Here is a 20,692-nt window from a genome sequence, read left to right as displayed (position 1 = left end):
CGGGATTATCCTTTCACCGCTTTAACGATTTTTTCTGCGCCGTCTTTCAGATCGTCTGCGGCGATCACGTCGAGGCCGGAGGTGTTGATGATCTCCTTGCCCTTCTCGACATTGGTGCCTTCGAGGCGGACGACCAGCGGAACCTTCAGCCCGACCTCTTTCACCGCGGCGACGATGCCCTCGGCGATGATGTCGCAGCGCATGATGCCGCCGAAGATGTTGACCAGGATGCCTTTGACGTTTTCGTCCGAGGTGATGATCTTGAACGCCTCGGTGACTTTTTCCTTGGTGGCGCCGCCGCCCACGTCGAGGAAGTTGGCGGGTTCGGCGCCGTAAAGCTTGATGATGTCCATCGTCGCCATGGCGAGGCCCGCGCCGTTGACCATGCAGCCGATCTCGCCATCCAGCGCGATGTAGTTCAGATCGTATTTCGATGCGGCGAGTTCCTTGGGGTCTTCCTCAGTCTCGTCGCGCAGGGCGAAGATGTCGTCATGGCGGTAGAGCGCGTTGTTGTCGAAGCCCATCTTGGCGTCGAGCGCCTTGAGATTGCCGTCGGTGGTCACGATCAGCGGGTTGATCTCCAGCATCTCCATGTCCTTTTCGAGGAATAGGCGATAGAGATCGCGGACCAGCTTGACGCATTGCTTGACCTGCTGGCCTTTCAGGCCGAGCGCGAAGGCCACGCGGCGGCCGTGGAAATCGGACAGGCCGGAGGCCGGATCGACGCTGAAGCTGACGATCTTTTCGGGGGTGGAGGCCGCGACTTCCTCGATATCCATGCCGCCTTCGGTCGAGGCGACGAAGCTGACGCGGGAGGTGCCGCGATCGACCAGCAGGGCCAGATAGAGTTCGGTTTCGATGTCCGAGCCGTCTTCGATATAGATGCGGTTGACCTGTTTGCCGGCCTCGCCCGTCTGATGCGTGACCAGGGTGCGGCCGAGCATCTGGCGGGTCATCTCCTCGGCTTCGGAGGTGGATTTGGCCAGGCGCACGCCGCCTTTCTCGCCCGCGCCGGATTCCATGAAATGGCCCTTGCCGCGGCCGCCTGCGTGGATCTGTGCCTTCACCACCCAGAGCGGGCCGTCGAGTTCGGATGCGGCGCGCTTGGCGTCCTCGGCACGGGTGACGACGCGGCCGTCGCTGACCGGAACGCCATAGTCGCGCAGCAGCGACTTGGCCTGATATTCGTGGATGTTCATGGCAAACCTCGCTTTGATACGGTTTGCCCGGCCTTTTGGCACATCCGGCCGCGGTGATGAACCGTTTTCGTCATCAGCGCCACGGATGGCGTGAAAAACCGGGCTTTGTGATCACAGTCGGAAATGGCGTGATCACAAGGGGCGTTTCCCGGAAGGTTCCGCTGCGTCGCGGCATGGGACGTGCGGGGTTCGGAACGCAGAATGCCGGCGCGGTGGGCGCCGGCATTCGGGGTTGGGTCGCCGAATTGGCCGGGTGTCAGGCCAGCGAGGAATCGATTTCCTTGCAGGCGTCCACCAGCCCCTTCACCGCGTCGACCGACTTGTCGAACATGGCCTGTTCGTCCTTGTTCAGCTTGATGTCGATGACGCGCTCGATCCCGCCCGCGCCGATCACGGCGGGCACGCCGACATAGAGATTCTTCAGCCCGAAGGCGCTGTCCACATGGGCCGCGCAGGGCAGGACGCGCTTCTGGTCCTTCAGATAGGCCTCGGCCATCTCGATGGCGGAGGTGGCGGGGGCGTAGAAGGCCGAGCCGGTTTTCAGCAGCCCGACGATCTCGGCGCCGCCATCGCGGGTGCGCTGGATGATCGCGTCCAGCTTCTCCTGCGTGGTCCAGCCCATCTTGACCAGATCCGGCAGCGGGATGCCCGCGACGGTCGAGTAGCGCGCCAGCGGCACCATGGTGTCGCCATGCCCGCCCAGCACGAAGGCCGAAACGTCGCGCATCGAGACGCCGAATTCCAGCGACAGGAAATGGCGGAACCGCGCCGAATCCAGCACGCCGGCCATGCCGCAGACTTTCTCGGCGGGCAGGTCGGAGAATTTCTGCAGCGCCCAGACCATCGCGTCGAGCGGGTTGGTGATGCAGATCACGAAGGCATTGGGCGCATGGGCCTTGATGCCCTCACCCACCGATTTCATCACCTTGAGGTTGATGCCCAGCAGGTCGTCGCGCGACATGCCCGGCTTGCGCGGCACGCCCGCGGTCACGATGCAGACATCCGCGCCCGCGATGTCGGCGTAATCGCTGGTGCCCTTCATCTTGGCGTCGAACCCTTCCGCCGGGCCGGATTCGGCGATGTCGAGGGCCTTGCCCTCGGGGATGCCTTCGGCGATGTCGAACAGCACGACGTCACCGAGTTCCTTCATCGCGGCCAGATGGGCCAGCGTGCCGCCGATCTGACCGGCGCCGATCAGGGCGATTTTGGGACGAGCCATGGTTTCCTCCGGGAAATGGTCATTTGGTCGTGGCATGGGTTAGACCCTCGCCGGGACGCTTTCAAGGCGCGATTCGCGTCAGCCGGGAGGCCGAGCATGGAGTTATCGCAAACATCCTGGGTTCTTGCGGTGATCGGCGCGCTGGCGGTCGGCATGGCCAAGGGCGGGCTGAGCATGGTGGGGATGATCAGCGTGCCGCTGATGTCGCTGACCATGTCGCCGGTGGTGGCGGCGGGGATCATGCTGCCGGTCTATATCGTGTCCGATATCGGCGGGCTGATCGCGTTCCGGCGCAGCTTCAACCGGGCGGTGCTGCGCAGCATGCTGCCCGGCGCGGTGGCCGGGATCGGGCTGGGCTGGGCCACGGCGCATCTGGTGAATGATGCCGCGATCATGCTGATCGTCGGGCTGATCGGGCTGGCCTTTGCGCTGAACGCGCTGATCCGGCCGCGCATGTCGGGGCTGCGCCGCCCGAGCCTGGGGGCCGGCAGTTTCTGGGGGGCGATCACCGGATATACCAGCTTTGTCAGCCATTCCGGCGCGCCGCCCTATCAGGTCTATGCGCAGCCTATGGGGATGGACAGCCGGGTCTATGCCGGCACGACCACGATCTTCTTTGCCATCGTGAACGGGGTGAAGCTGATCCCCTATGCCGCGCTCGGCCAGCTCAACCCAGGCAATCTGGCGATCTCGGCGCTGCTGTGTATCCCCGGCGTGATCGGGGTGGTGCTGGGGGTGCGGCTGTTGCGGGTGATCCCGCAGGCGCTGTTCTATCGCATCATCACGGTGCTGCTGCTGCTGATCTCGGCCCGTCTGCTTTATGCCGGGTTCACCGGGATGGGTGGATAGAGGCGCATAGCCGCGCATCTGTGATCGTGCCGCGGCGGCGCGGGAACCGGAGTGACCGTCTGCCGGTTCTTGTCCTTTGGTTTGTGACGAGTGGGTGACATGGCCGATGCGCAGCGAATCCTGATCTCCGTTCATGTGCCCAAGACCGGCGGGACCAGCTTTCGGCACGTGCTGGAGCGCCTGTTCGGCAGCGGGCTGCTGATCGATCATCCCTGGACCAACCGGCCCGCGGCGCTGCGCGGCGACAGGCTGGCGGGCAGCGAGGCGGAGATCCGCCACGCGCTGCGCGGGATCACCTGCATTCACGGCCATTTCGATGTCCGCAAATACCGCCCGCTGCTGGAGATGGGGGGCATTGCGCCGGTCTTCATGTCATGGCTGCGCGATCCGGTGGAGCGGGCCGTCTCGACCTATTATTTCCTGCGCTCGCAGTCGGATTCGCCCATGCGCGACTCTGACTGGGAGCGGCGCGCGAAATCCGTCTCGCTGGAGGCGTTTTTTGCGGATGGCGTCTACGGCCGCAACCGGCAATCCGGGCAGCTCGAGGGGCTCGACACGCAGCAATACGCCTTTCTCGGCCGGACCGAGCGATATGCCGAGTCGATGGAGGTGTTCTCGCATGTGTTCTTCGGCGGGCAGTCCCTGCCGGAGCCGCCGCATCGGCGCCGGAACACCGAGCGGACCGGCGCGAATTATGACATCTCGCCGGAATTGCGCGCCACGCTGACAGAGGCGAATGCGAAGGACGCGGCGCTGTGCCGCCATGCGGATGCGTGGCTGGACGCGTCGCTTGCGGCGATCCGTCGCGGGGACGCGGCGGCGGGGCCGGCGCAGGTCGATCTGCGCGAGAAATCGCAGGTGTTCCCGCTTTTGCGCAGCAGGCTGAAGCGGCTGCGTCAGCGCCTCGCCTGATCGTTCGTTGACCATCTCGGCCGCAGGCGATTGCTGCAGCGGCGAAAGAATGGCAGGCTCCGGTCAGATTGCATCAAGCGGGAGCAGCCAGATGTTCATCCTGATCCTCGGAGTCGCGCTGTGGTGGGCGGCGCATCTCTTCAAACGGGTCGCGCCCGCCGCGCGGCGCGATATGGGCCAGCGGGGTCGGGGGCTGGTCACGGCGGCGCTGATCTTCGCTGTGCTGCTGATGATCTGGGGCTATCGCGTGGCCGAGACCGGGGCGGTCTGGTGGGGGCCGAGCCCGATGATGAAGGGCATCAACAACCTGCTGGTGCTGGCGGGGCTGTATCTGTTCGCGGCCGACGGGATGAAGACCCGGATCGGCGTGCGCCTGCGTCATCCGCAACTGATCGGGTTCAGCCTGTGGGCCGTGGCGCATCTGCTGGTGAATGGCGACATGCCGTCATTCGTTCTGTTCGGCGGGCTGCTAGCCTGGGCGCTGGCGGAGATCGTGCTGATCAACCGTGCGGAGCCGGACTGGCAGCCGCGTGGCGGTGACGTGTCGTGGAGCAAGGACGGCATGGCGCTGATCGGGGCGCTGGTGGTGTTCGGCGTCATCGGGCTGATCCACGCCTGGCTCGGCTATAACCCCTTCGGAGCATGAAATGACGACGATCTATCGCCTGCTGACCGAGGATGACACATCGGCCTTCTGCCACAAGGTCAGCGCGGCGCTGGCGAAGGGCTGGCAGCTTCACGGCCCGCCGGTCATGGCCTTCGATTCCGCGCGCGGGGTGATGCGCTGCGGGCAGGGGCTGACCAAGGAAATCGAGGCCGCCTATGACCCGGAGATGAAGCTGGGCCAGCAATGAGCGGGTTTGTGATCACGCGCCTTGCGGCTGTGATCACAAACCGGCGAAATCCGCGGTTTTCGTCGCGGCACTGGACAAGCGGGCGTGACAGGGGTCAAAAAAACCGTATGAGAGAGCCAAACCAGCCAGCCCGCGCGCCAGCTGACGCCGTGGGCCCGCAATCGATTGAAGGGGGACGACATGGCTGACGTGAACCGGGGAAACCGGCCGCTTTCACCGCATCTGCAGGTCTACCGGCTGCCGCTGGCGGCGATCACCTCGATCCTGAACCGGGCCACCGGCCATGCGATGGTGGCGGGGCTGCTGCTGCTGGCGCTGTGGCTTCTTGGCGCGGCGGCGGGGGGCGGGCTGTGGTCCTTCGCCGACGGGCTGACGCGGAGCTGGTTCGGCTGGATCGTGCTGGTCGGCTGCACCTGGTCGCTGTGGTTCCACTTCCTGGCCGGGATCCGGCATTTCTTCTATGATGCCGGTCTGGGGCTGGAGATCGACGAGGCCCATAAATCCAGCATCGCCGTCATCGCCGGGTCGGTCATCCTGACCCTGCTGAGCCTGATCCTGTATTATGTCTGAGGGGAAAGCCATGCGTTACGTCACCCCGCGCAAAGCCGCCGTCGGGATGGGCGCCTCCCATACCGGCACCCAGCATCACTGGTGGATGACGGTCAGCTCGGTCGCGCTTGCGGTGCTGACCCCGTCCTTCCTGATGGTCATCGGCACGGCGTTGCAACTGCCCGAGCGCGCCGAGATCATGGCCTATTTCAGCCGCCCCTATCCGGCGATCGTGGTGGCCATCTTCATGACGCTGGGGATGCTGCATTTCATCAAGGGCACGCGGATCATGATCGACGACTATCTCGATCACACCGCCCGCAAGGCGGCGCTGATCGCCGCCGCGATCTTCGGCTGGGCCGTGATTGCCATGTCTCTCTTCGCGCTGGCGCGGCTGATGCTCGCCCCGGCCCAGCTCTGAGGTTCAGATGTCGGACTACGAATACCAGGTGCATGATTACGATGTCGTCGTGGTGGGCGCGGGTGGATCCGGGCTGCGCGCGACGCTGGGGATGGCCGAGCAGGGGCTGCGCACCGCCTGCGTGACCAAGGTGTTCCCGACCCGCTCGCACACCGTGGCGGCGCAGGGCGGGATTGCCGCATCGCTGTCGAATATGGGCCCCGACAACTGGCAGTGGCATATGTATGACACGGTCAAGGGTTCCGACTGGCTGGGTGACACCGACGCGATGGAATACCTGGCGCGCGAGGCCCCGAAAGCGGTCTATGAGCTGGAACATTACGGCGTCCCGTTCTCGCGCACCGAGGAGGGCAAGATCTATCAGCGCCCCTTCGGCGGGCATACCACCGAATTCGGCGAAGGCCCGCCCGTGCAGCGCACCTGCGCCGCCGCCGACCGCACCGGCCACGCGATCCTGCACACGCTCTATGGCCAGTCGCTGAAGGAAAATGCGGAATTCTTCATCGAGTATTTCGCGCTCGATCTGGTCATCACCGACGGCAAATGCACCGGCGTCGTGGCGTGGAAGCTGGATGACGGCACGATGCATGTGTTCAACGCCAAGATGGTGGTGCTGGCCACGGGCGGTTACGGCCGCGCCTATTTCAGCGCGACCTCGGCCCATACCTGCACCGGCGATGGCGGCGGCATGGTGGCCCGCGCCGGGCTGCCGCTTCAGGATATGGAATTCGTGCAGTTCCACCCGACCGGCATCTATGGCTCGGGCTGCCTGATCACCGAGGGCGCGCGCGGCGAGGGCGGCTATCTGACCAATTCCGAGGGCGAGCGCTTCATGGAGCGTTATGCCCCGACCTACAAGGATCTGGCGTCGCGCGACGTGGTCAGCCGCTGCATGACCATGGAAATCCGCGAGGGCAGGGGTGTCGGCGACGACAAGGACCATATCTTCCTGAACCTGATGCATCTGGACCCCGAAACCCTGCATGAGCGTCTGCCCGGCATCTCGGAATCCGCGAAGATCTTCGCCGGGGTGGATGTGACGCGCGAGCCGATCCCGGTGCTGCCGACCGTGCATTACAACATGGGCGGCATCCCGACCAATTACTGGGGCGAGGTGCTGGACCCGACCGAAGACGCGCCGGATCGCGTTTTCCCTGGCCTGATGGCCGTGGGCGAGGCGGGATGCGCCTCGGTGCACGGGGCGAACCGGCTGGGTTCGAACTCGCTGATCGACCTGGTCGTGTTTGGCCGCGCCGCGGCGATCAAGGCCGGCGAAGTGGTGGACCGCGACAGCGCGATTCCGGCCACGAATACCGCGGCGGTGGACGCGATCCTCGACCGGTTCGACCGCATCCGCAACGCCGATGGCGGCACGCCGACGGCGGAGCTGCGCGGCGAGATGCAGCGCACCATGCAGGCCGATGCGGCGGTGTTCCGCACCGACAAGACGCTGGCCGACGGGGTCGGCAAGATGAAGGAGATCGCCGCCAAGCTGGACGATCTGCACGTCACCGACCGCGGGCTGATCTGGAACACCGACCTCATGGAGACGCTGGAGCTGACCAATCTGATGCCCAACGCGATGGCCACCATCGTCGCGGCCGAGGCGCGCAAGGAATCGCGCGGGGCGCATGCGCATGAGGATTACCCGGATCGCGATGACGAGACCTGGCGCAAGCACAGCCTGGCCTGGGTTGATGGCGCGGATGTGAGGCTCGACTATCGCCCCGTCCATCTTGATCCGTTAACGAAAGCAGACGAAGGTGGCATCGATCTGAAGAAGATTGCACCGAAGAAAAGGGTATATTGATGCGTCTCATCCTGTCTCTTGGCGCCGTGTCGCTGGCTCTGGCCGGCTGCGTGGCCCCCGTTTCCGCGCCGCAGCAGCCGAGCGCGCCGATCGTCAATCCGACGGTCCGCCCGGCCCAGCCGTCGGGCGACGCGCTCAACAGCTCCACCCGTGCGGTGGCGCGCGATGTGGTCAACCGCGAGATGGCCAAGCGCCTGCCGGGCCGAAATGTCGGGCCCTATACCGACTGCGTGGTCAACAACGCCTCGATGGCCGAGCTGTCCGACATCGCCGCGCGCGGTGTGAGCGACAGCGGCGCGGCCGCGTCCTCGGTGGCGGTGATCGTGCAGCGTCCGGCGGCGACCGATTGCATTGCGCGGGTGGCGCAGACCGCCTGATGATGCAGGGGACCGGGATCATCCGTGGCGGGCTGGGCGCAGCACTGCTGGTGCTCGCGGGCTGCGGCCCGATGACGCTGGCCGATGCCGAGCGGTCCTGCATCAACACGGCGCGCGACGCGCTCGGACCCCGTGGCGAGGCGGATATCGGCATCGCCACGGATGGGGACCGGGTGCTGCCGGTGGCGCGGTTCGAGGTCTCGGTCTCCTCCGATTACATCGCCGGGCGCGACCCCGCGCTCGTCTATGACAATTGCGTGCGCCGCCGCACCGGCGGGCAGTCGCCGTCGCGCCCGCTTTACGATCAGCCCGGCTGGACCGGGCGGCGGTGGTAGCGATGCCCCGCATCTGCACGGATGCGCCCGGACGGCGCGCCGGACGTTGTATCGACGCCTTCCAGGTCCGCGTGGCCCAGAAGAAAGGAGCCTGACATGGTCGAGTTCACCCTGCCCAAGAACAGCAAGATCCGGGTCGGCAAGACCTGGCCCAAGCCCGAGGGCGCGACCAATCTGCGCAAGTTCAAGATCTATCGCTGGGACCCGGACACGGGCGAGAACCCGCGCGTCGACACGTATTTCGTCGATCTGGACAAATGCGGCCCGATGGTTCTGGACGCGCTGATCAAGATCAAGTCGGAGATCGACCCGACCCTGTCCTTCCGCCGCTCCTGCCGCGAAGGGATCTGCGGCTCTTGCGCCATGAATATCGACGGCGGCAACCATCTCGCCTGCATCTACGGCATGGACGAGATCGAGGGCGACGTGACCATCTATCCGCTGCCGCATATGGCGGTGGTGAAGGATCTGATCCCGGATCTGACGCATTTCTATGCCCAGCACGCCTCTATCAACCCCTATCTCATCACCAAATCGCCCACGCCCGGCAAGGAGTGGAAGCAGTCCATCGAGGATCGCAAGAAGCTGGACGGGCTGTATGAATGCATCATGTGCGCGTCATGCTCGACCGCCTGCCCGAGCTATTGGTGGAACGGCGACAAGTATCTGGGACCGGCGACGCTGCTGGCGGCCTATCGCTGGATCATCGACAGCCGCGACGAGGCGACGCCGGAACGGCTGGACCAGCTTGAGGATCCGTTCAAGCTGTATCGCTGCCACACCATCATGAACTGCACCAATACCTGTCCGAAAGGGCTGAACCCGGCCAAGGCCATTGCGGAAATCAAGCATATGCTGGTGGACCGTATCGTCTGAGCCGGTCTGTCGCAGCGTCGTGACCGCGCCGCGCTTGCTGATGCTGCGGCGCGGCATTATATGGGGGCATGGGAGGAACCACGCGACACGGGGGTTCGACCATGCCCAGCCCGACACCGACACCGAAACCTGCGCCGAAAGCTGAGAGCCGCGCGGCGCTTGCCGTGCTCGAACAGATGTTCGGCTATTTCAGCTTCGATGCGCTGCCGCTAGAAAAGCCGCTCTACAAGGCGGCGTGATCCGGCACCAGACGAGGCGGCGCGGGTTTCGGCCCGCGCCGTTTTACGTATCCGGCTCGTCCTGCGCCTGCTGCGCATCGGCCAGGGCCTGCGTCAGGAAGCGTTCAAAATCGTCCAGATCCACCGGGTCGAACTGACCGAAGCCCTGCATCCAGATCGAGGCCTGCCGCATTCCGTCCGGGTCGATCTGACACCAGGTGATCCGCCCGCGCCGCTCCTGCCGGATCAGCCCCGCCGCCGCCAGCACCGCCAGATGTTTCGAGACCGCCGCAAGGCTGACCTCGAAAGGCGCGGCCACGTCCGATACCGCCATGTCGTCTTCCAGCAGCATCGCCAGAATCCGCCGCCGCGACGGGTCGGCCAGGGCCGAGAAGATCTGATCGAGGCGCTGTTCCTGATATGTCATGCCGGTTTCGTGCCGTAACGCTCAACTTCGCGGTTGAATTATGGGGCAGGGCGCGGGGCAATGCAAATGCAGCATGCGCCTTTGGGCGCGGGATAAAATGGACAATAAATCAATAGCTTGACTGGATTCCGGTCGCACTTGACTCGGGCCGCCGCGATGCCTATCACCGCCCCGAAGATAACAGGGGTGTGAGATTTGCCCGACCGCCATGATGGTGCGCCCGATCCGGAACGGCTGAGGCGGCTGGAAGAGCGGCTGGAGAAGCTCAGGGCCCCGAAACCGCTCTCGCGGGCGCAGGTCACCTTCAACCATGCCGACACGGCATGGCGCATGGTGATCGAACTGGTGACGGGGCTCGGCTTCGGGTTCGCCATCGGTTACGGGCTGGACAGGTATTTCGGCACGATGCCGGTGTTCCTGATCCTGTTCCTGCTCGTGGGGCTGGCGGCCGGCATCAAGGTGATGCTGGGCACCGCCGAAGAGATGCAGCGACGCGCTGCGAAAAACATGCAGGGCGACCTGCCGCAGACGAGGGATGACGCACGTGGCGACGGAAACGGAAGCTGAAACCGGCCTTGCTTTCCACCCGATGGACCAGTTCATGGTCAAGCCGATCTTCGGCGACGGCCCGGTGCACTGGTACACCCCCACCAATGCCACGATGTGGTTCGCCATCACCCTGCTGGCGGTGATCGCGCTGCTGGTGTTCGGCACGCGCGGCCGCGCCGTGATCCCCAGCCGTGTCCAGTCCATCGCCGAGATGACCTATGGCATGGTCTACAAGATGCTGGAGGATATCTGCGGCAAGGAAGGGGTGAAGTATTTCCCCTATGTCATGACGCTGTTCTGCTTCATCGTATTCGCCAATTACCTGGCGCTGATCCCGATGAGCTTCTCGACCACCTCGCATATCGCGGTGACGGCGGTGCTGGCGATGTTCGTGTTCATCGGCGTGACGGTGCTGGGCTTCGTCAAGAACGGCATGCATTTCCTGGAGCTGTTCTGGGTCAAGTCGGCGCCCCTGGCGCTGCGCCCGGTGCTGGCGGTGATCGAGGTCATCTCCTACTGCGTGCGCCCGGTCAGCCATTCCATCCGACTGGCCGGCAACGTCATGGCCGGTCACGCGGTGATCAAGGTCTTCGCCGCCTTCGCCGCGGTGCTGTGGATCGCGCCGCTGGCAATCCTGGGCATCATCGGCGTCTATGCGCTGGAAATGATGGTCTGCATCATCCAGGCCTATGTCTTCACCATCCTGACCTGCGTCTATCTGAAGGACGCGCTGCATCCGGCGCATTGACGCCCTGGCGGTCAGGTTCATCCATCCATCCATCCATTCCATAAAGCCTCAAGGAGCAAGTAACATGGAACAACTGGGTCAGTATCTCGGCGCGGGTCTCGCATGCATCGGTATGGCGGGCGCCGCCATCGGTGTGGGCAATGTGGCCGGCAACTATCTGTCGGGCGCGCTGCGCAACCCGTCGGCCGCCGCTTCGCAGACCGCGACGCTGTTCATCGGCATGGCCTTCGCCGAAGCCCTGGGCATCTTCTCGTTCCTGGTCGCGCTGCTGCTGCTGTTCGCAGTCTGATCCCCTGCCATCCTTGCGGTTGGGTGGGGGCGGCGTTCCCCACCCGATTGTGAACTGAAAGGCCAGAGGATAGGACATGTTCAGCCTGTTGCAACAAGCGGTCGAAGTGGTCTCCGATACCGGAACCCATGTCGAGGCCGCGAACCAGGAAGCCGCCATTGCGGCCGAGCACGCGGCCGACGCGGATCTCGTGATCGTGGCCGGCGACCACACTGTCGCCGCAACCGAGAACGCGGCCGGCATGCCGCAGCTCAATCCCGAATATTTCGGCAACCTGATCTTCTGGCTGCTGGTGACGCTGGCGGTGCTCTACTGGGTGCTGTCCAAGGTCGCGCTGCCGCGGATCGGATCGGTCATCTCGGACCGTCAGGGTGTCATCACTGGCGATCTGATGCAGGCCGAGGAATACAAGAAAAAGGCCAAGGACGCCGAGGCCGCCTATGACAAGGCGCTGTCGGATGCCCGGGCCGAGGCGGGCAAGATCGTGACCGCGCAGAAGGCCGACATCCAGAAGGAACTGGACGAGGCGATTGCCAAGGCGGATGCCGAGATTGCCGCCCGCACGGCGGAATCGGAAAAGCGCATCGGCGCGATCCGGGAATCGGCGGCGGTCGATGCCCGCAGCGTGGCGCGCGATGTCACCGCCGAGCTGGTGCGCCGTTTCGGCGGCACGGCCGACGATGCCGCCATCGACGCCGCCGTCGATGCGCGACTGAAAGGGGCGTTCTGATGAAGAGACTTGCCGTCATCCTGTCGCTGTCCGCGACCCCGGCACTGGCTGCGACGGGTCCGTTTTTCAGCCTGCGCAACACCGATTTCATCGTCACCATCGCGTTTCTGCTGTTCGTCGGCATCCTGGTCTATTTCAAGGTGCCGCGGATCATCGGCAACATGCTGGACAAGCGGGCCGAGGGGATCCGGGCCGATCTGGAAGAAGCGCGGAAGCTGCGCGAAGAGGCGCAGGAGCTCTACGCCTCCTATGAGCGTCGCCAGCGCGAGGTGAAGGGCCAGGCCGACGAGATCGTCGCCAATGCCAAGCGCGAGGCGGTGGCCCAGGCCGACAAGGCCAAGGCCGATCTGGAAACCTCGATCCAGCGTCGCCTGAAAGGCGCCGAGGATCAGATCGCCTCGGCCGAGAATGATGCCGTGCGCGCGGTGCGCGACCGCGCCGTGCAGACCGCCATCGCCGCGGCGAGCGAGATCCTGCGCCAGCAGGGCAGCGAGGCGGATCGCCGCGCGGCACTCGACAGCTCGATCGACGAGGTGGCGCAGCGCCTGCACTGATCGGGTGACGCGGACAGAGAAAGAAGGCCCGGCGGATCGGCTCCGCCGGGCCTTTTGCATGGGGCGGGCGGATGCGGCGCGCACGAAAAAGGCCGGGCGCGTGGCCCGGCCTGATGTCGCATCGCTGCCCGATCAGCGCGTCGGGCGGATCAGGATCTCGACCCGGCGGTTCTGCGCCTTGCCCGACTCGGTGTCGTTCGAGGCGACCGGCTGGCTCTCGCCACGCCCGATCATCACGAGACGCGAGCTGCTGACCCCGGCTGCGGCGAGGATGCCGCCGACCGACTGGGCGCGGCGCTGCGAGAGGTCCATGTTGTAGCTGTCCGAGGCGGTGGAGTCGGTGTGGCCGTAGATCTCCACCCTGCTGTCGGGATATTGCTGCAGGTTCTGCGCCAGACCGTAGAGGTCGTTCTGCGCCTGACCGGAGACCGCCGCGCTGTCCGAGGCAAACAGCAGCCCCGAGGGCAGGATGACCTGCAGGTGATCGCCGCGATTGACGATCTGGACGCCGGGCGTGGTCATGACTTCGCGCAGCGCGCGTTCCTGACGCTCCAGCACATTGCCGATGGCGGCACCGGCGGCCGCACCCAGGATGGCGCCGCGCGCCGCGTCGCGGCCCTGGTTGTTGTTGTCATCGTCGCGCTGCGCGCCGTAGAGCGCCCCGGCCGCGGCCCCGGCAAGCGCGCCCTGCTGGGTCTTGGTCAGGGTGGTGCCCATCGTGCCGTCGGGATTCGTGGCGCAGGCGCCGAGCGCAAATACGCCGACCGTGCCGATCAGGAGGGATACACGCTTCATCATTCGCTTGCCTTTCCGTCGTTCAGGTGAAGATGCCATGCTGGCAGAAATCAGTGTCGAAACGCCCGCATCGTGTCACAGGTTCCGCCGCTTTCCTAGACGGCGCACCCCTATCCGGCTGAATTCCGGTCACATCTTGATGACCGGAGAGGTGGCCGGGCGAAACCGGGGTCGGGGTGATCTGTGCTTGAACTGGCGCGCCGGGGCGGGCAAAGACGGCGCATGGCCCGTCTGCCCGCCCCCTTGTCCTATTCCCAGCAGGTCGCGATCTTCTCGCGGCTGCGCGACGCCAACCCCGCGCCGGTGACCGAGCTGCGCCATGGCAATGCGTTTCAGTTGGTCGTGGCGGTGGCGCTGTCGGCGCAGGCGACGGATGCCGGGGTCAACCGCGCGACGGAGCAGCTGTTTGCAACTGTCACGACCCCGCAGCAGATGCTGGATCTGGGCCTGGACGGGCTGACCGAGCAGATCAAGACCATCGGGCTGTTCCGCCAGAAGGCGAAGAACGTGATGAAGCTGTCGCAGATCCTGGTCGAGAGTTACGGCGGCGAGGTGCCTGCCAGCCGCGCCGCGCTGATGCGCCTGCCGGGTGTCGGGCGCAAAACAGCGAATGTCGTGCTGAACTGCATCTTCGGTCATCCGGCGCAGGCGGTGGACACGCATATCTTCCGCGTCGCCAACCGCACCCGCATCGCGCCGGGCCGCGATGTCGAGGCGGTCGAGCGCGCGATCGAGGATCACGTCCCCGCGCCCTTCCAGCAGAATGCCCATCACTGGCTGATCCTGCATGGCCGCTATGTCTGCCAGGCGCGGCGTCCGCGCTGCGCCATCTGTCCCATCGAAGATCTCTGCCCCTATGAGGAGAAGACCCCATGACCGCTTTTGACGTGATCGGCATCGGCAATGCCATCATCGACGTGATCGCCTCGGCCGATGACGCCGATCTCTCGGAAATGCGGGTCGAAAAGGGGATCATGCAGCTTGTCGAGCGCGAGCGGTCTGAATTCCTGCTGGCGCAGCAGGCCAAGCGCGGCGAGGCGCGGCTGGTGCCGGGCGGCTCGGTCGCCAACACGCTGGCGGGGATCGGACGGCTGGGGCTGAACACTGCCTTTATCGGGCGGGTGGCCGATGACGAGCTGGGCCGGTCCTATGCCGCCCAGACCGAGGAGGAGGGCACGCGCTTCGTCAACGCGCCGGTCACGGGGGGCGCGCTGCCGACCTCGCGCTCGATCATCTTCGTGACGCCGGATGGCGAACGCTCGATGAACACCTATCTGGGGATCTCGGGCAATCTCGGGCCGGACGATGTTGATGAGGCCGTGTTCGCCGGCAGCAAATGGCTGTTCCTGGAGGGGTATCTGTTCGACAAGCCGGCCGGGAAATCCGCGTTCACGGCGGCGGCCGAGGCCTGCCACAAGGCGGGCGGGCAGGCGGGGATCGCGCTCAGCGATCCGTTCTGCGTGGACCGGCACCGCGACGATTTCCGGAGGCTGGTGTCGGAGAGCATGGATTACGTGATCGGCAACGCGCATGAGTGGGAATCGCTCTACCAGACCAATCTGGACGAGGCGCTGCGGCTGGCCACGGCCGATTGCCACACGGTGATCTGCACCCGCTCAGGCGATCCGGCGCTGCTGTTTCGCGGCAACAGCCGGGTGGAGGTGCCGGTGCACCGGATCACGCCGGTCGATGCGACCGGGGCCGGGGACCAGTTCGCCGCCGGGCTGATCTATGGGCTGGCCACCGGGCAGGATCTGGAGACGGCGGGCCGGATGGGGGTGATGGCGGCCTCCGAGGTCATCAGCCATGTCGGCGCGCGCCCCGAACGCGATCTGCGGGTGGATTTCGAGAAGGCGGGGCTGATCTGAGAGGGGGCCGCCTCAAACCCCGATCGCCGCGGCCACCCGCCCGCGCGAGCGGCCCGGCGGGGCCAAACCCCCTAGGTTCGGACCGGGGATCAACCGTTGCCGGGTATTTGCGTGAAGAAGAAGGGCCGCCGGTCGGGGCGGGAGCGCTGCGGTTGCGGCGCGGATCGGCCGAAGCCTAATCCAGCCGCTTGCCGCCCGGCTGCGCGCTGCGCCCGAAATCGGGCGCATCCGTGTCCTGCCCGGCCTCGATGATGCCGCGACGGATGGCGCGGGTGCGGGTGAAATACTCGTGCAGGTGGTCGCCATCGCCCATGCGGATCGCGCGCTGCAGCACGAACAGCTCCTCGGTGAAGCGGCCGAGAATATCCAGCACCGCGTCCTTGTTGTTCAGGAACACGTCGCGCCACATGGTCGGATCGGATGCGGCGATGCGGGTGAAATCGCGGAAGCCCGCGGCGGAATACTTGATGACTTCGGATTCGGTGACGCGCTTGAGGTGATCGGCCACGCCGACCATCGTGTAGGCGATCAGATGCGGGGTGTGGCTGGTCACCGCCAGCACCGTGTCGTGATGGGCGGGCTCCATATCCTCGACATTGGCGCCGAGCGCGCGGATGAAGCGGCGCAGCCGCGACAGCTCCTCGGGGTCGGTGTCGGGCAGCGGCGTCAGCAGCCACCAGCGGTTGGAAAAAAGGCCCGCAAAGCCGGAATAGGGGCCGGACTGCTCGGTCCCGGCCAGCGGGTGGCCGGGGATGAAATGCACGTGATCGGGCAGATGCGGAGAGACCTCGGCGATCACCTCCTGCTTGACGGAGCCGACATCGGTGATGACTGCGCCGGGTTTCAGATGCGGCTTGATCTCGGACATGACCTTGCCCATTGCGCCGACCGGCACGCACAGGATCACCAGATCGGCATTGCGCACCGCGGCGGCGGCATTGTCCACGATCTCGTCGCAGAGTTGCAGATCGCGGGCGGCGGACCGGGTCTTGGCGGTGCGGGCTGTCCCGCTGATCCGGCCGGCCGCGCCGGATTCGCGGGCGGCAAGCGCGATGGAACCCGCGATCAGCCCCAGCCCGATCAGGGCGACCTTGTTGTAAACGGCGCTCATCCCCGCCCCCTTTCGGCCATGAACCGGCCGATGACATGGGCGACGCGCCGACAGGCGGGCTCGTCGCCTATGGTGATGCGCAGGCAGTTGGGCAGGCCGTAGCCGCCCATCTTGCGCACGATCAGCCCTTCGGCCTTCAGCGCCGCATCGCAGCCATCGGCGGTGGATTCGTCGGCGAAGCGGGCGAGGATGAAATTGGCGCAGGACGTGTCGGACGGCACCCCCTTCTCGGCCAGGGCGGAGGACAGCCAGTCGCGCAGCCTCGCGTTATCCTCGCGCGAGCGGGTGACGTGGTCCTGATCGTTCATCGCAGCCTCCGCCCCCGCGAGCGCGAGGTTGGACAGGTTGAACGGGCCGCGAAGGCGGTTGAGCACGTCGATCACCGCGCGCGGACCGTAAGCCCAGCCGACGCGCAGACCGCCCAGGCCGTAGATCTTGGAGAAGGTGCGGGTCATGACGACATTGGGCAGCCGCGTCGCGAGGTCGGCCCCGCCATCGTAATCGGGGACATATTCGGCATAGGCCGCATCGATCACCAGCAGCGCGCCCGGCGGCAGCCCGGCCGCCAGCCGTTCGAGCTGGTCCAGCCCGATCATGGTGCCGGTCGGGTTGTTGGGGTTGGCCACGAAGACCAGCCTGGTGCGATCGGTGCAGGCTGCCAGGATCGCATCGACATCCGTGACCCGGTCGCGCTCGGCCACCGCGATCGGGGTGCCGCCCGCCGCCAGGGTCGAGATGCGATACATCAGAAACCCATGCTCGGTGAAGACCACCTCGTCGCCCGGCCCGACATAGGACTGGGCCAGAAGATGGATGATCTCATCCGACCCGACGCCGCAGATGATCCGGTCGGGGTCGAGGGCGTGGACACGCCCGATGGCCTTGCGCAGTGCGGCGTGATCGGTGCTGGGATAGCGGTGCATGTTATGCGCCGCGCGCATCACCGCCTCGCGCGCCTTTTCCGAGGCGCCGAACGGGTTCTCGTTGGACGACAGTTTTACCACGTTCTCCATCCCGGCAACATGGGACGCGCCGCCTTCGTACAGCGCGATCTCCAGAATGCCGGGTTGCGGCCGGATGCGGGGCTCTTCGGACATGGTGGCGGCTCCTTTGACTGCTGCCGTCATAGCCGGGGCGGAAGGCGTTGGAAAGCGGGCGAAAGCCGCAGCCAGCCTTGTGTGGCGCCACGGCCAGTTCGGCGTTGCCTCCGCGCCGCCCGCCGCCCTAAGCTGCGCCGGACAGACCGAGGGGAGAGACCATGAGCGATCAACTGGGATTCGACACGCGCGCCATCCATGCCGGCACGCCGCCCGATCCGGCGACCGGGGCGCGGCAGGTGCCGATCTATCAGACCACGTCATATGTGTTCAAAGATGCCGACCACGCCGCGCGGCTGTTTGGATTGCAGGAGGTCGGCTATATCTATTCGCGGCTGACCAACCCGACCATCGGCGCGTTGCAGGCCCGCATCGCCGATCTGGAAGGCGGCGCGGGGGCGGTCTGCACCGCGTCCGGCCATGCCGCGCAGATCCTCGCGCTGTTTCCGCTGATGGCGCCGGGCAAGAATATCGTGGCCTCGACACGGCTCTATGGCGGCACGGTCACGCAGTTCAGCCAGACCATCAAGCGCTTCGGCTGGTCGGCGAAATTCGTCGATCTGGACGACACCGACGCGGTGAAGGCGGCCATTGACGAGGATACCCAGGCGATCTTCTGCGAATCGATCTCCAATCCCGGCGGCTATGTCACCGATATTCCGGCGATTGCCGCGATTGCGGACGGCGCGGGGATTCCGCTGATCGTGGACAACACGCTGGCCACGCCCTATCTGTGCCGTCCGATCGAGATGGGCGCGACGCTGGTCGTCCACAGCCTGACCAAGTTCATGACCGGCAATGGCACGGTGACGGGCGGCGTGGTGGTCGATAGCGGCGCATTCGACTGGTCGGCCAGCGGGCGCTTTCCGTCATTGTCCGCGCCCGAGCCCGCCTATCACGGGCTGAAATTCCACGAGACCTTCGGCAATCTCGCCTTCACCTTTCACGGCATCGCCATCGGGCTGCGCGATCTGGGCATGACGATGAACCCGCAGGCCGCGCATTACACGCTGCTGGGGATCGAGACCCTGCCGCTGAGGATCGGGAAACATGTCGCCAATGCGCAGAAGGTCGCTGGGTGGCTGGAGGCCGATCCGCGGGTGAGTTCGGTGACCTATGCGGGGCTGGAAAGCTCGCCCTGGAACGCGACGGCGCAGCGGCTCTATCCCAACGGGGCGGGGTCGCTGTTCACCTTTACCATCCAGGGTGGCTACGAGGCGGGGGTGAAGCTGGTCGATGGGCTGGAGCTGTTCAGCCATGTCGCCAATCTGGGGGACTCGCGCTCGCTGGTCATCCATTCCGCCTCGACCACGCATCGCCAACTGACCGAGGACCAGCAGATCGCTGCAGGCGCGGGACCGGATGTGGTGCGGCTGTCCATCGGGCTGGAGGATGCCGACGACCTGATCGCGGATCTGGATCAGGCGCTGGCGAAGGCCACCGGCTAGGGCTGCCGGACGCGGTCCCGTCCGGGGTCGCGTGCGGCCCGGACGGGGTTGGTCATGCGGCTCAGTTCTGCGCGGGCTGCGCCGCAGTGCCATTGCTTTCCGACTGCGATGCGGCGTCGGCGGATTGCCCGGCCGAGGCGTCAGGGATCGGCATGATATCTTCGGGACGCAGCAGGTCGGTGCCGTCCTGAGCCGGTGCGGCGGCATCGGCGGGCGCAGCCTCCTGCGGGCCGGTCTCGCTGTCGGGCTGCGGCGTCCCTGCGGGCGCCGTGTCAGGCTGCGTGACGTCCGCTTGCGGCAACTGCCGATCCTGCATGACGGGCTGGGGCGCCTCCGCCGGGCCTGCATCGCCGGGTGCCGGCTGGGACGCGCCGCCATCGCGGCCGTCCCCGTTCATGGCGTCGCCGCCCATCTGATCTCCAGACATTGAGTCCTGGTTCATGGCGTCAGCGTCCATGCCGTCGCCGGCCCGGTCGTCATCGGCCATGTCGCCGCGCCCCCGGTCGTCACGGGTCATGTCGCCGCCCCGGTCGTCACCGTGCCGGTCCTCATCTCGATCCTTGCGGTCATCCCGGTCCTTGTCGCGGCCCTTCTTGCCGTCCCCGCGCGGCTTGTCCTTCCCGGCGCATGAAGCGTCGTCACCGCCGAGCGAGAACGTCACCTCTACATCGGCGGTGAAGGCGACCTCGCCGCCCTCGACCGGGATGCTGTTGGCCTGTGCGCCGGATGCATCCATTGCCCGCATCGCCAGCGGGCCGGGGGTGGCGATCTGCTGGCGCGGCTCGCCCATGCGCATGATCCGGCCAAGCTCCGCCCCCGCCGCCGAGGCCATCACCCCGGCGCGATGGGTGGCATCCTCCACCGCCATGCGCAGCGCCTCGTCCTCGGTGGTCTGGGAGTCCTCGCGCACGAAGCGGATGCCCTGCATCTCGTTGGCGCCCGCATCGACGATGCTGTCCAGCACCTCGCCCACCCGCGCGATCTCCGTCACCCGCACCGTCAGCAGGTTCTGCGCCATGTAGCCGTCGATGGACGGCGCGGCCCCGTCCTCGGGGTAGTTCATCATCGGGTTCAGCGTCAGGCCGGAGGTCTGGATGTCGGCCGGTGCCACCCCCGCCTGACCCAGCGTCTCGAGCACCGATTGCTGGCGCTCGGAATTGTCCTGCATCGCCTGATCGGCGGTGTCGGCCTGGGTGGTCACGCCAAGCGAGATCAGCACCTGGTCGGGCGCCACGCGGGATTCGCCATGCCCGGTGATGGTCAGCATGCCGGGATGGCCGCAGCCACCCATGGAGCCGCCGCCCGGCGCGGCGACGGCGGGGGCGGCAATCAGGGCGGTGCAGGCGCTGCCGAGCAGGGCCGGGACGAGGCGGCTGGAACGGGTGCGGGGCATGGGATCTCCTTGCGGTTGTTTCACGCTGAACGCGGGGTCATGCCGATTTGTTCAATCACATAAG

General features: G+C 66.1%; 26 protein-coding genes. 19 read left to right on the top strand and 7 right to left on the bottom strand.

Translation table 11 applies throughout. The features are described 5' to 3' along the window. Window positions 1-5: 5 nt before the first annotated feature. Window positions 6-1,199 carry an ADP-forming succinate--CoA ligase subunit beta gene (sucC, locus tag BLT73_RS08065; RefSeq protein ID WP_090522680.1) on the bottom strand — a complete coding sequence of 398 codons (1,194 nt, stop codon included), beginning with the start codon at window positions 1,197-1,199 and terminating at the stop codon, window positions 6-8. 256 nt (window positions 1,200-1,455) lie between these two features. Continuing rightward, on the bottom strand, window positions 1,456-2,418 hold the full coding sequence (gene mdh / locus BLT73_RS08060) for a malate dehydrogenase (protein WP_090522678.1): 963 nt from the start codon (window positions 2,416-2,418) through the stop codon (window positions 1,456-1,458). Window positions 2,419-2,514: 96 nt separating this feature from the next. On the opposite strand from mdh, the gene BLT73_RS08055 reads away from it, so the two are divergent. From BLT73_RS08055 to BLT73_RS17275, 11 genes are all read left to right on the top strand, one after another. Continuing rightward, window positions 2,515-3,267 (top strand): sulfite exporter TauE/SafE family protein, encoded by a 753-nt coding sequence (locus tag BLT73_RS08055; RefSeq protein WP_090522676.1) that lies wholly within the window; start codon window positions 2,515-2,517, stop codon window positions 3,265-3,267. 99 nt (window positions 3,268-3,366) lie between these two features. Next, window positions 3,367-4,179, top strand: coding sequence for a sulfotransferase family 2 domain-containing protein (locus BLT73_RS08050; RefSeq protein ID WP_090522674.1), 813 nt, complete (start codon window positions 3,367-3,369; stop codon window positions 4,177-4,179). 91 nt (window positions 4,180-4,270) lie between these two features. Further along, a complete protein-coding gene (locus BLT73_RS08045) occupies window positions 4,271-4,825 on the top strand; it encodes an NnrU family protein (protein ID WP_090522672.1) in 555 nt (184 codons plus the stop codon). Between the two features lies 1 nt (window position 4,826). After that, window positions 4,827-5,033 (top strand): DUF1737 domain-containing protein, encoded by a 207-nt coding sequence (locus BLT73_RS08040; protein ID WP_090522670.1) that lies wholly within the window; start codon window positions 4,827-4,829, stop codon window positions 5,031-5,033. A 180-nt stretch (window positions 5,034-5,213) separates the two neighbouring features. Next, window positions 5,214-5,603, top strand: coding sequence for a succinate dehydrogenase, cytochrome b556 subunit (gene sdhC, locus BLT73_RS08035; RefSeq protein ID WP_090522668.1), 390 nt, complete (start codon window positions 5,214-5,216; stop codon window positions 5,601-5,603). A gap of 10 nt (window positions 5,604-5,613) precedes the next feature. Next, complete coding sequence (locus BLT73_RS08030; protein ID WP_090522666.1) at window positions 5,614-6,003, top strand: succinate dehydrogenase, hydrophobic membrane anchor protein; 390 nt, start codon at window positions 5,614-5,616, stop codon at window positions 6,001-6,003. A gap of 7 nt (window positions 6,004-6,010) precedes the next feature. Beyond that, complete coding sequence (gene sdhA / locus BLT73_RS08025; protein WP_090522664.1) at window positions 6,011-7,813, top strand: succinate dehydrogenase flavoprotein subunit; 1,803 nt, start codon at window positions 6,011-6,013, stop codon at window positions 7,811-7,813. Further along, entirely contained in the window at window positions 7,813-8,190 is a 378-nt protein-coding gene (locus BLT73_RS08020) for a hypothetical protein (protein ID WP_090522662.1), read from the top strand. Before sdhA ends, BLT73_RS08020 begins: the two co-directional genes overlap by 1 nt. Beyond that, entirely contained in the window at window positions 8,190-8,525 is a 336-nt protein-coding gene (locus BLT73_RS08015) for a hypothetical protein (RefSeq protein WP_245727187.1), read from the top strand. The genes BLT73_RS08020 and BLT73_RS08015 overlap by 1 nt, the downstream gene beginning before the upstream one ends. A 96-nt stretch (window positions 8,526-8,621) precedes the next feature. Further along, on the top strand, window positions 8,622-9,401 hold the full coding sequence (locus tag BLT73_RS08010) for a succinate dehydrogenase iron-sulfur subunit (protein ID WP_090522660.1): 780 nt from the start codon (window positions 8,622-8,624) through the stop codon (window positions 9,399-9,401). 101 nt (window positions 9,402-9,502) lie between these two features. Continuing rightward, complete coding sequence (locus BLT73_RS17275) at window positions 9,503-9,640, top strand: hypothetical protein (RefSeq protein WP_176805004.1); 138 nt, start codon at window positions 9,503-9,505, stop codon at window positions 9,638-9,640. Between the two features lie 43 nt (window positions 9,641-9,683). Here BLT73_RS17275 and BLT73_RS08005 read toward each other — a convergent pair whose 3' ends face one another. Continuing rightward, window positions 9,684-10,046, bottom strand: coding sequence for an ArsR/SmtB family transcription factor (locus BLT73_RS08005; protein ID WP_090522658.1), 363 nt, complete (start codon window positions 10,044-10,046; stop codon window positions 9,684-9,686). A 195-nt stretch (window positions 10,047-10,241) separates the two neighbouring features. Between BLT73_RS08005 and BLT73_RS08000 the strand changes: the two genes are divergently transcribed. The 5 genes from BLT73_RS08000 (at window position 10,242) to BLT73_RS07980 (ending at window position 12,916) form a co-directional block, all read left to right on the top strand. Then, window positions 10,242-10,613, top strand: coding sequence for an AtpZ/AtpI family protein (locus BLT73_RS08000; protein ID WP_090522656.1), 372 nt, complete (start codon window positions 10,242-10,244; stop codon window positions 10,611-10,613). Next, entirely contained in the window at window positions 10,591-11,343 is a 753-nt protein-coding gene (locus tag BLT73_RS07995) for a F0F1 ATP synthase subunit A (RefSeq protein WP_281246295.1), read from the top strand. The genes BLT73_RS08000 and BLT73_RS07995 overlap by 23 nt, the downstream gene beginning before the upstream one ends. A 64-nt stretch (window positions 11,344-11,407) precedes the next feature. Then, window positions 11,408-11,632: a F0F1 ATP synthase subunit C gene (locus BLT73_RS07990; protein ID WP_090522652.1), complete on the top strand. Its 225-nt coding sequence runs from the start codon at window positions 11,408-11,410 to the stop codon at window positions 11,630-11,632. Between the two features lie 76 nt (window positions 11,633-11,708). Beyond that, window positions 11,709-12,362, top strand: a complete 654-nt coding sequence (locus BLT73_RS07985) for a F0F1 ATP synthase subunit B' (protein WP_090522650.1) — start codon at window positions 11,709-11,711, stop codon at window positions 12,360-12,362. Further along, window positions 12,362-12,916 carry a F0F1 ATP synthase subunit B gene (locus BLT73_RS07980; RefSeq protein WP_090522647.1) on the top strand — a complete coding sequence of 185 codons (555 nt, stop codon included), beginning with the start codon at window positions 12,362-12,364 and terminating at the stop codon, window positions 12,914-12,916. The genes BLT73_RS07985 and BLT73_RS07980 overlap by 1 nt, the downstream gene beginning before the upstream one ends. Window positions 12,917-13,048: 132 nt before the next feature. Here BLT73_RS07980 and BLT73_RS07975 read toward each other — a convergent pair whose 3' ends face one another. Then, window positions 13,049-13,714: a YiaD family glycine zipper/OmpA-like lipoprotein gene (locus tag BLT73_RS07975; RefSeq protein ID WP_090522645.1), complete on the bottom strand. Its 666-nt coding sequence runs from the start codon at window positions 13,712-13,714 to the stop codon at window positions 13,049-13,051. 219 nt (window positions 13,715-13,933) lie between these two features. On the opposite strand from BLT73_RS07975, the gene nth reads away from it, so the two are divergent. Together nth and BLT73_RS07965 are read left to right on the top strand one after the other, a co-directional pair. After that, window positions 13,934-14,587: an endonuclease III gene (gene nth / locus BLT73_RS07970; protein ID WP_090522643.1), complete on the top strand. Its 654-nt coding sequence runs from the start codon at window positions 13,934-13,936 to the stop codon at window positions 14,585-14,587. After that, window positions 14,584-15,579 (top strand): adenosine kinase, encoded by a 996-nt coding sequence (locus BLT73_RS07965; RefSeq protein ID WP_090522641.1) that lies wholly within the window; start codon window positions 14,584-14,586, stop codon window positions 15,577-15,579. Before nth ends, BLT73_RS07965 begins: the two co-directional genes overlap by 4 nt. A gap of 175 nt (window positions 15,580-15,754) precedes the next feature. Here BLT73_RS07965 and BLT73_RS07960 read toward each other — a convergent pair whose 3' ends face one another. Together BLT73_RS07960 and hisC are read right to left on the bottom strand one after the other, a co-directional pair. Continuing rightward, complete coding sequence (locus BLT73_RS07960) at window positions 15,755-16,690, bottom strand: prephenate/arogenate dehydrogenase family protein (RefSeq protein ID WP_090522639.1); 936 nt, start codon at window positions 16,688-16,690, stop codon at window positions 15,755-15,757. After that, window positions 16,687-17,787: a histidinol-phosphate transaminase gene (hisC, locus tag BLT73_RS07955; protein WP_090522638.1), complete on the bottom strand. Its 1,101-nt coding sequence runs from the start codon at window positions 17,785-17,787 to the stop codon at window positions 16,687-16,689. Before hisC ends, BLT73_RS07960 begins: the two co-directional genes overlap by 4 nt. A 161-nt stretch (window positions 17,788-17,948) precedes the next feature. Between hisC and BLT73_RS07950 the strand changes: the two genes are divergently transcribed. Continuing rightward, window positions 17,949-19,235 (top strand): O-acetylhomoserine aminocarboxypropyltransferase/cysteine synthase family protein, encoded by a 1,287-nt coding sequence (locus BLT73_RS07950; protein WP_090522636.1) that lies wholly within the window; start codon window positions 17,949-17,951, stop codon window positions 19,233-19,235. 61 nt (window positions 19,236-19,296) lie between these two features. Here BLT73_RS07950 and BLT73_RS07945 read toward each other — a convergent pair whose 3' ends face one another. Further along, on the bottom strand, window positions 19,297-20,628 hold the full coding sequence (locus BLT73_RS07945) for an SIMPL domain-containing protein (protein ID WP_090522634.1): 1,332 nt from the start codon (window positions 20,626-20,628) through the stop codon (window positions 19,297-19,299). Between the last annotated feature and the right edge of the window lie 64 nt (window positions 20,629-20,692).

This window comes from Paracoccus isoporae (assembly GCF_900101865.1).
Classification (GTDB): Bacteria; Pseudomonadota; Alphaproteobacteria; order Rhodobacterales; family Rhodobacteraceae; genus Paracoccus; species Paracoccus isoporae.
Note: the sequence above shows the minus strand (reverse complement) of the source record. Positions and strands in the feature narration are given on the sequence as shown.